At 55.8% G+C, this 15348-nt stretch carries 12 protein-coding genes; 7 read left to right on the top strand and 5 right to left on the bottom strand.

From position 1 onward, the window contains the following. Nucleotides 1-288: 288 nt before the first annotated feature. From D8670_RS03330 to D8670_RS20595, 6 genes are all read left to right on the top strand, one after another. The gene (locus D8670_RS03330) at nt 289-2799 is read left to right on the top strand and encodes a DUF499 domain-containing protein (RefSeq protein WP_121816683.1); all 2511 of its coding nucleotides are present in this window, start codon (nt 289-291) and stop codon (nt 2797-2799) included. Then, a complete protein-coding gene (locus D8670_RS03325; RefSeq protein ID WP_121816682.1) occupies nt 2783-3673 on the top strand; it encodes an alkaline phosphatase in 891 nt (296 codons plus the stop codon). Before D8670_RS03330 ends, D8670_RS03325 begins: the two co-directional genes overlap by 17 nt. 2 nt (nt 3674-3675) lie before the next feature. Then, a complete protein-coding gene (locus tag D8670_RS03320) occupies nt 3676-6474 on the top strand; it encodes a DUF1156 domain-containing protein (RefSeq protein ID WP_121816681.1) in 2799 nt (932 codons plus the stop codon). Between the two features lie 69 nt (nt 6475-6543). Next, nucleotides 6544-6939: a DUF8076 family protein gene (locus D8670_RS03315; RefSeq protein ID WP_121816680.1), complete on the top strand. Its 396-nt coding sequence runs from the start codon at nt 6544-6546 to the stop codon at nt 6937-6939. Nucleotides 6940-7391: 452 nt separating this feature from the next. Then, nucleotides 7392-8180 carry a hypothetical protein gene (locus D8670_RS20600; protein ID WP_162994138.1) on the top strand — a complete coding sequence of 263 codons (789 nt, stop codon included), beginning with the start codon at nt 7392-7394 and terminating at the stop codon, nt 8178-8180. A gap of 1111 nt (nt 8181-9291) precedes the next feature. Beyond that, nucleotides 9292-9738, top strand: coding sequence for a hypothetical protein (locus D8670_RS20595; protein ID WP_162994137.1), 447 nt, complete (start codon nt 9292-9294; stop codon nt 9736-9738). Nucleotides 9739-9841: 103 nt separating this feature from the next. Here D8670_RS20595 and D8670_RS20590 read toward each other — a convergent pair whose 3' ends face one another. The 5 genes from D8670_RS20590 to D8670_RS03295 form a co-directional block, all read right to left on the bottom strand. After that, nucleotides 9842-10756, bottom strand: a complete 915-nt coding sequence (locus D8670_RS20590) for a hypothetical protein (RefSeq protein WP_162994136.1) — start codon at nt 10754-10756, stop codon at nt 9842-9844. 280 nt (nt 10757-11036) lie between these two features. After that, nucleotides 11037-12005 (bottom strand): nucleoside recognition protein, encoded by a 969-nt coding sequence (locus tag D8670_RS03310; protein WP_121816679.1) that lies wholly within the window; start codon nt 12003-12005, stop codon nt 11037-11039. A 58-nt stretch (nt 12006-12063) separates the two neighbouring features. Further along, nucleotides 12064-13047, bottom strand: coding sequence for a hypothetical protein (locus D8670_RS03305; RefSeq protein WP_121816678.1), 984 nt, complete (start codon nt 13045-13047; stop codon nt 12064-12066). Between the two features lie 39 nt (nt 13048-13086). After that, nucleotides 13087-13656 (bottom strand): magnesium transporter, encoded by a 570-nt coding sequence (locus tag D8670_RS03300; protein WP_121816677.1) that lies wholly within the window; start codon nt 13654-13656, stop codon nt 13087-13089. Beyond that, nucleotides 13657-14235: a magnesium transporter gene (locus D8670_RS03295; RefSeq protein ID WP_121816676.1), complete on the bottom strand. Its 579-nt coding sequence runs from the start codon at nt 14233-14235 to the stop codon at nt 13657-13659. Between the two features lie 93 nt (nt 14236-14328). Between D8670_RS03295 and surE the strand changes: the two genes are divergently transcribed. Beyond that, nucleotides 14329-15162, top strand: a complete 834-nt coding sequence (gene surE, locus D8670_RS03290) for a 5'/3'-nucleotidase SurE (protein ID WP_121816675.1) — start codon at nt 14329-14331, stop codon at nt 15160-15162. Nucleotides 15163-15348 lie beyond the last annotated feature (186 nt).

The raw sequence follows: 15348 nt of genomic DNA, 5'->3' as shown, positions 1-15348 counted from the left end.
GATTGCTAAGTTAGAACTCCTTTTATAAGCCCCCATTATGTGTCTTTCAAAGTGAGAAGGGAGGCAGGGGGGAAGCAACACAGAATGAACATAGAACTTAGAAGATAGATGGAGGAAATAGTGAGATGGGGAATATAGGTAGAAAGGAATAACGGAACTGAAGAATAGAGAAAGAGGGGGTAGGATGAATCTGATACAGGTGGTACAGAGATAGTGAGATAGATAGGTGCCTGATACTTCCTTGATGGGAAACATCAAAGAGGGAGTACCATACAGTAGAAGGCGATAATGAGTATCGCTGATTTCCTTGCCCCTCGTGATGAGGTGGTGGAGGGGCAGTTCCAAGGCGTCTTACAGGCACACAAAGTCGGTGAGGCGGAGGATCGCCTGGAGAATGATGTTGACCGACTTCTCTCTATGACCTATCCTTCGAATGCCCTCCAGACGGCCTTTGATCACGTTGATAACAAATTGTGTGGACGGGATAGTCAAGGGGGTATCACCCTATCTGGCCCCTACGGCGCTGGGAAGTCCCACGGGTTGCTCGTTTTGTATCATATGTTCAACAATCCCACAGCTGCACAGGAGTGGATAGACGAGTGGGATATCTCTCTCAACCTACCTGATCGTGCGAAGGCATCTATTCTTTCCACCAGCGAAACTGACGCCGATCTTATCTGGGAGCCGATATTCAGGAACCTGGGTCGGGAAGACTTACTCAACGATATCAAGCGGTATCCCACAACAGAGCATATTGAAAAACTTACTGCTGAAGATCCCATCGCTATCTTTTTTGACGAGATAGAAACGTGGTGGGAGTCTTTCGACGAGAATGAGAACGAAGATCTACTCGAACGTAACGAGTTCTTCCTCCAGAACCTCTTCGAAGTGGCTAATGATCCTCAAGAGGATCTCTTCGCTTTCGTCACGCTATTAGACAAGAGCCAAGACATCAAGCGCATTCTCGATCGAACCAACCCATATTCAGTGGATATGAACGATACGGGGGACCGTGAGAAAATCATCCTCCATCGGCTATTCGAGACTCGGCAGGATAATGTCGATAAGCGAGAAGTGCGAAATGTTGTCAGCAAGTACATTGACCACTATAGTTACCCTGTCAATATCGACGAACCAAAGCGATACGAGAATCGGATGGTCGAGACATATCCCTTCCATCCAGAACTTCTCGATCTTCTTGACGATATCTATGAAGCTGGACGAGAGCGCCAGAGCGTTCGTGGTGCGATGAACGTTCTTGCTGACACAGTCCGCCGTAAGTACGAAGAGACCGATCTCATCGTCACGTGCGACATTGAACCGAGTGCCTTCCGTGGCATCAACCAAACATTATTCAACCGCTATGTCTCCGACAAGGACGCCGTCGAGGACATTGACTTCGGGGACGACCTTCTACGGACAATTTTCCTCTACACCATCGAGGAACGGGAACAGCGGGCGTCTGTGACCGAGTGCTTACTCGGGACGTTCAAGCCCAATAAGGCGACCATCGACAAACTCCACATGTCGCTTGAGAGTCTCTACGGGGTTGCTCACTATCTCGACCGCGACTCACAGAAAGAGAACTATTACCTGACGGAAGATCCGAAGCTCACCGCACTCGTTACTCGGGAACAGGAGCGTGCACTCAAAGACGATCGTGATAGCATTGAGGATACGCTCGTCGACGTTGTTCGAAACGAGGTATGGGGAGACAACGTCTACGTGTATCCCGACGAAGATGTCCCCGACACCAAGGAACTGACCACGGTCGTAATACTCGACTATCTCTCGAACGGGACACTCCGAACGAAGCTTAACGACTTCTTCGAGGGACGCACTTACCAGAACACGGTACTGTTCGTCACGCCAAAGAAGGAGATCCGCGACGACGAGGAGATCATCAGCAAGGCCGCCCGCGTACTCGGGGCTGAAAACCTCCGTGGGAACGTCGATGACGGTGGGGAACTCGCATCGATCATCCGCGACGAACGTCGGGAATTGCGGAATGAACTCGAAGACCGCTTCGGGAAGTGGGTCAAGTGGAGTGAAGACCCGAACGGCGACGGCGTGCGGATGCGGCGAATCGACGTGGCGGCGGACGTCGACGACGTGAAGGACAAAGTCGGTCGGGACAAGACCTACGTCAGTGAGAAGATCCGAGAGGAGGTTGCGGACGCCGAGAACGGTATCGCTATCGCGTCGATGCTCAATGACTTCAGGCAGTTCCGTCGAATGCCCGTACTCCTCTCCGACGAGGTGTTCTACTCTGCGGTCAGCCAGTTGTACCGCGACGAGAATATCGTACTCGAAGGCGACCGAGCGAACTTCTACGTCCCGCATAAAGACGACCGTCGCCCCAATCTCGACGACGATCTGACAATTCATCACCCCGACAATCTCGACGACTCGATTTTCGAGGAAGAGGAACCACCAGAACCGACAGGTGGCAGTGATGGTGGCGACGACGTCGGTGATAGCGGCGGAGACGGCGGCGATGGTCCTAACAAACCAATCACGACAGGAGGTGGTAGCGATGTCGGCAGCAGCGGGGGAGGCGGTTCCTCGCCCGTCTCTACGACGAAGGAAGCCATTGAGTTGGAAGGCAACAGTGCCCGCGTACTCAGGAGCCAAGCCGAAGCACGGATAAACAGCGATAGTGACACGACGCTCAGTGTCGACCTGAATTACGATGTTGACGAACTTTCGAAAGACGAACTGATCGAGTTCCTTGAACAGCTCCCAAGCGGCAATCACATTGACGCAACGGTGGTGGTCGAGCGTGAGACTGAAAACTGAGGATCTCGCTCAGTTGATCGAGAACGACGATCCCGTCTCGCCAGTCTGGAACGCCCTTTGGGAGATCTGGTATCCCGCTGGTGATGACGTCAGCGACCACTACGACAAAGAGACCGACGCAGTGAGCTATGAGCGGTTGCTGCTGGATGTCTATCGGGAGTTCTTCGACGACGTGCTTCCCGACAAGTGCGTCAACGAAGCGTCTCTTGACGTCCCTGACGGTGGCACGTTCGTGGTGATGGACGCCATGAGTGTCCGCGAGGCAGCAATGTTTGTCGACATGCTCGAAGAGCGAGGGCACGAACCTGAGACAGGATACTCGTTCTCCTCGGTACCGTCAGAGACGAAGTTCTACCGTGACCGCGTCGGCTACTCCGACCTCAAGAAAGAGCACAAGACGGCGAGCGTCAAGAGCCAGGAGCCATCACTCGACGGTGACGAGGAAATCATCTGGTGTCGCTATCCCGATGCCCTGCTCGAAAATATTCAGGAGGGGAAGACGAAGCTCTCCTCCATCAAGGAGATGTACGAGAAGACCGAGACGGCACTACGGGCAGTTCTCGATCAACTCGATACCGACCGTGTAGTGATCGGGTCGGACCATGGGTATGCGCGACTCGACGCTGGTCACACCTTCCAGATCAGCGACAGACAGAAGTCGGCCCTACAGGAGACTTTCAGCGGGCGCTTCGAGAGCGTCGGTGACGTCAACGCGAGTCATCTTGTCGATGAGGGTCTCGTCGTTGAGGCGGACGGCTACTACATGCCTATCGGTAAATACACGTGGCCCGCACGAGGCAAGTATAGTACCTTCCAGCACGGTGGTCTCAGTCTGCTGGAGTGCATCACGCCGCGTATCGAGGTGAGGTTGTAGACATGAGTCAGGAACAAGATCAGAAACCCCGCCGTCGACCTATCGAGATTTCGTTTCCCATCGACCAGGTGAATGAGATCGCGGAGAAGGAAGCTCACGCCAAACGCTACTATCGTCCCGTCTACACCATGCACAAGTGGTGGGCGCGGCGATTGGGATCAGTCTTCCGCACGATGCTCCTCTACGCCCTCGCGGACGAGGAGATGTCCGTCGACAGTGACCGCCAGTCCACACTCGAAGACGAAAGCGGACTTCCCGAGGTAGACTGGGAGAATCCCGACGCACTTTGGGAATACTACCTCGAAGACGTGGACTTCGATGGGAAGACGGTCCTCGATCCGTTCATGGGTGGCGGGACCAGTATCGTCGAGGCGCTCCGCATGGGGTGTAACGCTATCGGAAGCGAGCTAAGCCCTGTGGCGTGGTTTATTGTCAAGAAAGAAGTCGAACCTGTCGATCTCGACAAACTGGATGCTGCTTACAAGTCTATCTACGAGAGTGTCGGTAGGGAACATGAAGATGAGGAGAAAGGGATTCTTGATTACTACAAGACAGAGTGCCCGCACTGCAATGAACACACAGGCAGTGCGGCACAGGAAGAAGGAAAGCCACTCGCTGACGTAATGTACTCTTTCTGGGTGAAGGAACTTCCCTGTCGGAACTGTGGTGAGAAAGTCCCTCTGTTCAAAGACTACCGACTTGCGAATGCGCGTTCATCGAAAGACGACCACTATAACGTCGTTTGTCCCGACTGTTGGCACGTTTTTCAGACTGACGATTATCGAACAAAAACAGAATGTCCACGCTGTTCGTCCGAGTGCTCTGAGTGCAATGGAGAAGATAGCGAGGATACGGAATGTGACCATACGTTTGTTCCTAAGGACGCGGGACACGTCTCACGAAAGAACTATACCTGTCCCCACTGCGATGAGCACCCTGAGATGTCGATTATCGAGAGTGTAGAGCGGTTTGGGAAACCAGACGAATCCCTCCACGCTATCGAATACTACTGTCCTGAGACCGACGAGAAAGGTTACAAATCTGCTAAGGATTTCGATCGCCAACTGTTCGAGGAAGCAGAAGCAGAACTTGAAGAAAAACGCGACGAGCTTCCCATTCCGACTACTGAGCGGTACATCGGTACTTCTGACTTCGTCCGCAACCACGGATATGAGCGGTATGACCAGATGTTCAACTCACGGCAACTACTCTGCCTCTCTAAGCTCCTAAACGAGATTGACGATATCGAGAATCAGAATGTGAAGGAGTTTCTGCTGCTGGCTTTCTCAAGCGCAACAGAGTTCAACAACATGCTTTGCGAGTATAATCGTTCTGCAAACAAGCTGGAGGGTATCTACAAACGCCATACGATTACGGCCCGTCACGCGCCTATCGAAAACAACATCTGGGGTACAGAATATGGACGAGGGACCTTCTCTGGTGAGTTTGACAAAATGCGAGCAGGCAAAGAGTTCTGCCTGAATCCATATGAGAAGTACGTTGAAGACGGCGAAACGAAGCAGCGAGACGGTATTGGAAAGGTGGAAGGCTTTGTTACAGACGACCCTGAAAAGATTGGTGAGCCAGTCGAAGGAATCGACGACGCCTCCTACAACGTTCATCTCCGATGTGGGACATCGGAATACCTACCTCTCGAAGAGAATAGTGTGGACGCGGTCGTCACCGACCCCCCATATTTCGACAACGTGATGTATGCCGAGGTGGCGGACTTCTACTACGTCTGGCTCAAGCAGGTACTCGGAGACGAGTATGAGCACTTCAACGCCGAACTCACTCCGAAGGCCAGCGAAGCAGTAGTGGATCGGAAGAGTGAGGACAACGTTGAGACCTTCCGCGACGAAAATCACTTCATCGACGTGCTGACGAACGTCTTTGCGGAGTCCCACGACAAGCTCCGCGACGACGGTATCATGGCCTTCACCTTCCACCATAAGGAGACGGAAGGGTGGAGTTCTGTTCTCCGTTCCGTACTTGATGCAGGGTTCTACGTCACGTCCCTGTATCCCATCCGTGGGGAGATGCGCGGCTCCACGCATATCCACGAGAAGGCAAACATCGAGTACGACATGATTGTTGTCTGTCGGAAACGAGAAGAGGAACCTGAAGAGGTGAGCTGGCGCTCACTGGAGGATGAGATTTACTTCCGCGCTGAGGAGGAAATCAACCGTCTCGAAGAGAGCGGATCGCGGCTCACGCAGGGAGATGTCTTCGCGGTGACGATGGGCAAGTGCCTTGAAGTGTACTCGCGCCACTTCCCGAACGTCACCCACGAAGGCGAGCAGATGTCCGTCAATGACGCCGTCGAGACGATCCGCGATATCGTCGACGAGCAGTTGATGGAAGAGCGGGTCCAGACAATGAGCGACGAGATGGACACCCTCAGTGCCGTCTATCTCACCTACGTGCTCGGGCGTGGCAGTTCCATATCCTACAACGCACTCAACAAGGATCTCCGCCAGCGAGGGGTTGACGTCTCCGAACTCGTCCACGAGGGTCTACTGGAGCAGGAGGGAGACCAGCTGAACGTATGTGGGCCGTTGGACCGTGCCGACGATGTCGAATCGAAACGGGACGCTCTGGCGGTAGACAAGGCACATTACATGCGCTATCTCTACGAGACTGACCAGTTATCACAGAAGTTCGGAAAGTGGGTCGACGAGGGTTCAATTGCTGCACTTCGACGCTTGGCTGAAATTGAGAATGACGATGAGTACACAGATATCGCGGAGTATGTTGAGAAGCGAACGGACACTCAACTTGATCTGGATGACTTCTCATAGCGATGGGACATAGAACCTCCAGCTATACTGACGTTTATATTGTAAGCGACACCAGTTGGAGGTGAGTAAATGAGTTTGGACATCGGCTTTCATGTACATTCGGAGGATGCCATTGAGCGGCACGGGACATTTGACGACGAGATGAGCATTGTGGAGTTCCTCCGTCACGTTGAGCGGATGGAGAGTCTCCCCTATGATGTCACCGTCTATGGTTTCGATGACTTCCTACGAGGTGTAGACGACTCACTTACTGCGTGCGATTACATTCATGAAATTCTCCGCGACCATGTCAACTTTCTCTTAACCGAAAATCCTCGTGTTCAGTTTGTGGTCAATGGTCTCGAATATTGGGACGACCCTATTCTCCGAAATGGTGATGCCGAAATTCCTCTCAGAAGGATTTTCCACGGGATTGGGCAGGAAGGTTCAGGGTGGTACTACAGCAATATTAACGTGCAATCGTAAAAGGTCGCACGCGCGCAAGGCATGGCCGTATCAGGAGATAGGCCAGGCTATAGAGGAAAAAATTTCCTCTGCACAGGTATTTGACTGGTTACATCTTCAAGATACAGTGTTTCTGCCTACCATTTCAATCCCTGACTCCTCTTATTGTTCTGCAGATATTACGCTGTGTTAGGAGTATACTTCAATGGAATCTCCCTTTTGTACACCTCTGAAGGCCTAAATGGGTGAGCACAGGCTGACAGTTTGAATGACAGAGTCCTTTATTATCGGTGATTTTATTATTTCTCAGAACGTAGTTATTAGTGCGAACATCCCTGCCCCACACGCCCCGTCGCTCTGAATGGCCTTTTTGCCCCTGCGACGGATCGGGACGCAAATACACTACTTTGCGTCTCATTCTGAAGGCGGACGGATGGGCTGAACGGGCTGTTCGATGGAACGAGCGCCAATACATGTCCGTCAGCAATTCCAGCAACTTCGAAGAGACAACAGCCGATGTACCGACTCCGACGATCAGCGGCAGTACCCCGTACCGATGGATTCCCTATGAACTCGATGCAGTGGTCCATGTCGATAAAAGGAAATCCACCAACCAGAGAAAGGAATGTGAGGAGTGTGGCGGTCCCCTTGTGAGCAATGATTTGGAATTGTTTTGTAGTGACTGTGGTCTGATTCACGAACAGCGAAACTTCTGGCACACGTCATTTGAAATCGAGGCGGAGCGACGGCAGTTTGACCACAATAGCGTGAGTGGAAATGGAACCCTCCAAAACGAGCATGATACAATCAACGAAGATTCTGCGGCTGAGACCACATTCAATGGGGACAAACTGGACTTCAATGTCTACTCACTCGACCAATACAACGATGGACGAGATGCCCATCGGGGACGGGAAAATGGTGTGCAGAAACTCGATCGTGAACGTCGATTCCTCAAGAGTCGAGCAGAGGCATGTGCCACAACGGTTGGATTGTCAGGTATCGAAGTGAAGCAAGTGGTGCATCTCGTTACCTCGATCAATTCAGGGGCCTTCACCTCTTACGGTCCTAATCAAGAAGGTGGTGGCCAAGACGCTCATATCGTTGCGGCTATCGCCTATGTAGGTAATAAGGGAATCACTGACATTGAGGACCGTATAGAGACTCGTGATGATTTTCAATCATTAGCGGAAGACCTGGGAATGGACCGCGACGATGTCCGTGGCGCGCTCAGACAACTCCATAGACAACTGAGTGGATAACGGAACTATCCTCCTTTTATCGTTCTACCTCTCCACTGTCCTGATTACCTCAACTACAAAGACATGTAATGGGGATATTTAATACTCTATTGATTAATAACTAGAAGATTAAATATTACAGTCATTTCGTGTAGTGACGTGCGGTCTTATCCACCCCCGCCCAGCAAAGGTGGGGACCCAATTCATGGCTAATTTTGATGGGGGTGGCAAGCAATGGTCACGTGAAATTGATCCTCGGATCAAGAATAGAAGTGCTGCTATGGATTATCTCTACTTAGTGCCTGCTCACGAGCATCCTTGTATATCCCATCCCACCTATATTCTATTTGGAGCCCACCTTGGTGTCTCCCAGCTGCACAGTGGGGACAATTCTCCAAGAATCTACTGTAGTGGTCTATTTCCCCTGTCCAGGTACAATTAAAGCAATGGTAGTATTCATGGTATATCTGTTCTCCTTCATAGAATATTCTGATGACGTTACCTTGTCTATCCGTCTCCGTCCTTTCCTTGTTTAAATCGTAGTTCATGCCTCATTTCTGAATCCTACAGTGTGGACGAAATACGTTTGGTATGTTATAACAAATGAGGAACTCTCATCGAGACGATGAGACTATTGACAAACGCCCAGGTGTGAGCTACAGTAGAGAAGAGATCGTCTCTGAAAATCGTTGTGCGGCACCCTCATCGGTTTAGGAGAAGTGGGAATAGTTCACTCACCATCCAGAAAGAGATCCTCATTAATGGAGCGTATATTGGCTTGAATTTGACACCTGCTGAAACCACCTTCACGTGGAAGGTAGGATTCCCTGAGGATATTAACCGACAAAATCGTCTCAAGAACGGGGGATAAGTTCTCTTCTTTATGAATTCCCGTGTCTTTTAATCTATCCTGTCTGCAAATGGGTTCTTCCCAGACTTTCGTTCCCTACCTTTATCCTTCCGTACTTCTTTTCCATAGGAACTCCCAGCTGTGTTTTTCCGTCTCTGCTAAGTCATTTCACCTGGTGGATATTTCTTCTCCTTTTCTTTCTGTGGGTGTTTCTAAGCCTCATTCCGTCTCTTCCAGTACAATCAAGATACCTAATCAAAAAGTAGGGTTATGGATTTCCCAATGGCATTCATTCGAGACCTTTCACTCGTAGTACTCGGGGCAATACTCTCGCTTGGATCAAATTGGTTCATCTCATTCTATAAAACGCGTCGTAAGAAGCAGAAGCTTCGGGCCTCCTTGAAATCAGAATTAGAGGCTATGGATGTGATTGATAACTGGGTAGAACAAGCTACTCCGCTGGATTATCCAGGAATAAATTTTGTAGAAGATACTGTTTATCAAGCAAATGCGGTTGAATTAGGACTCCTATCAGAAGAAGAAGCATCAGCGATCACCCAATTCTACTCAAGTGCAAAGATGGCACAAAAAGAAGTCAATTTTCAGTTAGAAGAAACGCGCCAAGGGAATATAAGCAGCGATGAGGCCTATTCCGAAATCATAGATAGTATGAGAACTATTGCCGTGAATAGACAAAATGCGATCGGAGAAATTGAAGATAAGATTTAGAGAATATATCATAGAGATTGTACGAGTGCGGATAGAGAGAGGACGGTAAGTGCAACGGCGGTGAAGAGTGCCTTCTTGCTGAAATTGCCTGGGCTCGTATTTATTATAAAGTTATGACATCTACTTCTGTCTGATCTAATCCTAATTCCTCCTCACGGCTCTTAATCTCCGCATGCGTGATATTGTAGGTACTCATCACTTCCTCTTCAACATCTTCTATTTCTTCTTCTATCTTATCGCTTATAGTTAGGAGTTCTTTTGCTACACAATCAAGAGATCGAAAACAGTCTACCAATTCTTCCGATTTTCGCCACTCAAGTAATGGCTCTTGGGTTTGGTCAAGAGACGATTCAACCCACCCTGTTGAGCTTTCTGGAGGAGTCCCTGTTAAAACTATTTCTGCAAGATCCTCTGAATTATGTATTATGCTTCTTTCAGATGCTCCTTCATTGTGTAATTCTTCGCTGATGTGATTAGGCAATTTGTCAGTGATAGAAGATTTTATTTTTTCTTTGGCAGTTCTCCGTTGCTTCACGTATCGCCTTCTGACGTCAATATATTCTGAAAAATCATCTCTGATATCAGGATAATGCTTTTCAATATCGTTTATGATATCTTCGGAGAGAAATTGAGAGATCGGTACCCCCTCCAGCTCTCCATAAAGGGGGAATTCATAAGTTTCAACGTTTATCTTCCTTCGATCCGAATAGAAGCCCTCCATATATCGTTTAGTAGATCTCGCTAAGAGTTCGATTATTCCATCTTTCCTATATTCGGAAAGAGTTTCTCTATTCAGCCTTCTTTCTTTTCTACTTTCTAAATAGCCTAACCCACTCAGGCCTATGTTTATGAGAGTTACAAGAACCAGAAGAAGTGGCCCCAAATTTATATAACTATTAGGTATACTATTATTGAAATACATAACTAATGCTATAGATATGACTCCAGTGATAACGAAGGCAGCTAACACAAAGCCAGCTATAGATTCAATCCACGATCTCTCCGAGATATTAGTCATGACTTCATGCTCTCTTGTACGCCGTAATCCTTAGTACCTTGTCGAGTATTATATTTCTATTTATATTTATTATCTATAGTTATTTAACTTATTAATTATTTTTCCTTACATGAAATCGAAAAGTGTAGGTTCCTTCAAATAGATAATCCGAGTGAACCACATGATGGTACGGCATGGTGGCACCACTGATGCTGGATTCACAACCCTCTATTGACTGCTTTAAGTAGTTGTCAGTAGAGAGTCTGGACCAGAGAACGAGGGTGAAACCGCGAGAAGGCGCTCACAGCGGGGAAAGCAGGACGGCGAGGGCGACGGCGATGAACGCCACCTTCAGGCCCGTGTTCACCGCTATCACCTTCGAGCCGAACTCGGGGCCCCAGATCCCGTACTGGAACGGGATGGATCGCTTGAACGTCGAGACGGTGAACGAGACGATGCCGCCGACCAGCATCGTCGCGACGGCCTGGCGCGGCGTGAACGTGTCGCCGAGCAGCGGCGCGATGGCGATGGCCCCGCTCGTCGTGTCGAACGCGAAGACGGCGATGACGGGGACGGCCGCGCCCGGCAGCCCGAGCAGCGAGGTCAGCGGCTCCGCGACGGCGGTGAGTTCCGTCAGGTCGGCGCGGGCCGTGAGGACGCTCACCAGCGCGTACACGACGAGCAGCCGCGGGAGGATGTCGACCACCTTCGACTCCGTGCTCGCCGCCGCGGCGCGGACCTTCTCCGCGAGCGTGGTCTCGTCGGGGTCCGGCCCCTCCACGTCGTCGGGCGTGGCGACCGGGTCGACGTTCTCCTCGGAGAGCAAGAGCGCGCCGGCGATGACGCCGACGGCGGTGATGGCGAGCGCGATGGCCGCGCGGGTGCCCACGTACAGCAGGCCGACTTCGAGGCCGAGGATGGGGATCAGCACCGGCGCGTAGAAGGTGAAGATGTGCTGGACGAAGCCGAAGAACGTGTTGATGGTGATGGCGACGAGCGTCGCGCGGTCGTCCAGCGTGCCGGACTCGCGGAACTCGGCGAGCATGCCGTAGCCCGCCGTCGTCGAGGCGGTCGTCGTGAGGATGGCGGTGCCGACTTCCCGCGGGAGGTTCGCGGGGTCGGTCAGCGGCGCGGCCAGGCCGGCGATGTAGCGGACCGCGCCGAACTCGACGGCGAGGTTCGCGAGGCCGACACCGAGCGCGATAAACAGCGTTATCTTGGCGACGCGGGGGAGGACGGTGCCGAGCAGGAGGTCGACGAGCCACTGCACGGGTCACCCTGACGGCGGAGCGAGCAAAGTTCCGTCGGTCGCGTCGGCGCCGAGCGCGTCAGCACTCCGCGACCGCGTCGAGCGCGTCCTCCGCCGCCTCGCGCTCCTCCTGCGCGGTGGCGTGGTCCCCTTCGGCCGCCGCCTCCGCGCTCGCGTGGAAGTGACTGGCGGCGGTCGCGAGGTGGCCGCCCCGGCACGACAGCGCGCGGAGTTCCGACCCGACTCGCTCCGGCGGCTCCTCGGTCAGCGCGTCCTCCGCGGTGGTCGTTCCCGACTCGAAGCGCCCCGCGGCGCGGTCGAACGCCTCCGCGGCGGCCGAGTAATCGCGGTCGTCCGCGGCGGCGCGGCCCTCGCCCAGCGCGGCCCGGCCGTCGATCAGGTCGCCGTAGGCGACGGCGAGCGCGTCGAACCCCGCGGCGAGCGCAGAGAGCTGGTCGTACCCGTCGCGGAGCCGGGCGATCTCGACGGACTCCCGGGCCTCGAGGACGTCGGCGTCCATCCCCGCTGCCGCGTCGCTCGCGCCGTCGAGGGTCGACCGGGCGTCGCCCGTCTCGCTCGCCAGGTCGTCGGCGAGGCCGCCCGCGCGGTCGAACTCCTCGTTCTCGACGGCGGAGCGCACCTCGGCGACGCGGTCCTCGGCGCCGACGAGCGTCAGGAAGGCGTCGTTCATCGCGGCGACGACCGCGGCGTACTCGCGGACCTCCTCGATGACGGCCCGCTGCTCCTCGGACGCGTCCGGCTCGGCGTCGTCGAGCTCCGAGCGGGCCGTCTCGACCCGATCGGCGACGCCCTCGAACTCGAAGGACTGGTCCTCTGCGAAGCGGGCCTGCGCGGCGTCGAGTTCGCCCGCGGCCGTGTTGAGTTCGCCGACGGCCGCCGCGATGGCCGCGTCGACCTGTCGGCTCCCGTCGGCGGTGGTCGTCGTGTCGTCGTCGGAGCCCGCGTTCCCGTCCCCGCCGTCCCCCACCGCGCCGGTACAGCCGGCGAGCGCGAGGGCGGCGGTAGTCGTAGAGACTGCGTGAAGATAGCGGCGTCGTCGCATACCCCCACCGCGGTGATACGTGTACTTGACACTTCCGCCTCAGATGAGTATCCGGACCACTGCGAACAGAACGAGGACACCCAGTACGTCACAGGTGTTTGTCACGACGGGGATGACGACGTCGTCCGGGTCGAGCCGCAAGCGGTACGCGGCGTAGGTGGCGATCAGCGTGACGACGACCGCGAGGACGGCCAGCGCGGCACCCGACATCGTCGCGACCAGCACGACGGTGCCCGGAGAGAGTTCCGTGCCGGTCGTCGCGAGCGTCACCAGCCACGCGCTGACCCCGACGACGGGAAAGACCGTCAGCGCGAGCGCGACCGTGGCGGCGGCGTTGCCGAGCAGGCGGTCGTCGTCCGGGGCGAAGGAGAGCGTCCCGAGGTGAAACGCCGTCGAGAGGCGGGCCGCGAGGATGCTCCCCAGATTGCCGGCGGTCCCGATAGTGACCGGGACGAGCACGAGCAGGGAGGGATACCGCAGCAGTTGCTCCTCGAACGCGTCGAGCACGAGACCGCTGCCGACCTCGACGACCGTGAGGACGGCCAGCAGCGGAAGCATCGCCCGGGCGATGCCCCGAACCGACCACGTGCCGCCGCGAGAACCGCCCATTCAGCCCCCTCCCAGCGCCAGCACGATCCTGACCGCTATCAGTAGCGTCGCCATGCCGAACACGTCGCCGGTCGTCGTCACGACTGGCCCGACGAGCGTGTCGGGGTTCAGGCCGCGCCGGTAGCCGGCGAACACGGCGAACACGACGACGACCGTCAGCGCGATCCCCGACAGCAGGCCCGCGACGAAGGCCACGGCGGCGAGCGTGACGAGCGACGCGGCGGGCCGGGAGAGCAGGACCAGGACGGCGTACGCGACGACCGCCGCGAACACGCTGACGAGGACGCCGTTGGCCATCGCGGCGGTCACGGCGGCCACCAGGCGCTCGTCGTCGAAATCGAACACCGGATCGACCAGCCCCTGGTGGAGCGCCGAGGAGAGTTTCGCGCCGAGCGCGCCGTAGACGTTGCCCCGCGTGGCCAGCAGCGCGGGGACGAGCACCAGCAGGCCGGCGACCGCCTCCAGTTCGGCGCGCATGCCGCTGAGAACCGCGCCGGCGAAGAGCCCGCCGACCGCGCTCGCCCCGAGGACCGGCAACGCCTCCCGGTAGGCGTCGACGGCGACCTCGCGGACACTCATGGGCGTTCCCACGCGCCGGTACCGGATAAAAGCCGGCGACTCCGCGGAGCGCTTCGGCAGGCTTACGGGAGCGGGTTCGTATCACCGAACGACGTGACCGACATCCTCCTCACGAACGACGACGGCATCGACGGCGACGGCCTGGCGGCGCTCCACCGGGAGCTGGGGACCGTCGGCGACGTGACGGTGGTCGCCCCCGCCGACGACCAGTCCGGCGTCGGGCGCAAGCGCTCGACCCACGCCACGCTGGCGGAGCGCGACCGCGGCTACGCCGTCGCCGGGACGTCCGCCGACTGCGTCGCCTACGGCCTCCGCGGCCTCGACCGCGAGTTCGACCTCGTGGTGTCGGGCTGCAACCACGGCCCGAACATGGGCGCGTACGTCATCGGCCGCTCCGGCACCGTCAGCGCGGCGATGGAAGCGGCCTTCCTCGGCACGCCGGCCGTCGCCGTCTCCGCCTACCACAACGCCGAGTTCTTCCCGCATCCGCCCGCGGACTACGACTTCGACGCCCCCGCCGCCGTCGCCCGCGAACTGGTCTCCCGGTCGCTCGAAGCGGGGGTCTTCGACGCCGTCGACGTACTGAACGTCAACGCGCCCATCGACGCCGAGGACCCCCGCATCCGCGTCACGCACCCGGACGACGACTTCGACGTGACCGTCGACCACGACGCCGGTGTGCCCGACGACCTCACCGTCGGCGAGGGCGAGCGCCACGTCGCCCTCCGGGACAAGTTCTGGCCCCACACCGTCGGCTACGAGAACCCCTTCCCGGACATCGACGACGTCCGCGACCGCTACGAGGTCGGCTCCGACCGCCGCGCCGTCGTCGACGGCGAGGTGAGCGTCTCGCCGCTGACCGCGCCCCGCGAGGCGACCCATCACGAGGAACTGGACGCCATCGTCGAGACGCTGAACGCGCGGTAGACCGCGGAGAGACGCCGACTGCAACGGACCGCTCGGAGAGCGTGTCCGGCAAAAGGGGAAGGACAGGCGGCCGGAGCGGCGATCGTACGGCGGCGGTGCCGCCGTTTCGCCGTCAGCGACCACCCTAGCGAGTACCCGCGAACGAAGTGAGCGGGTTACCGAGCGCGACCGCAGGGAGCGCCCGGC

Origin of the sequence: Halostella limicola, assembly GCF_003675875.1 — an archaeon.
Classification (GTDB): domain Archaea; phylum Halobacteriota; class Halobacteria; order Halobacteriales; family Natronoarchaeaceae; genus Halostella; species Halostella limicola.
This window is presented reverse-complemented; position numbering and strand designations above follow the sequence as displayed.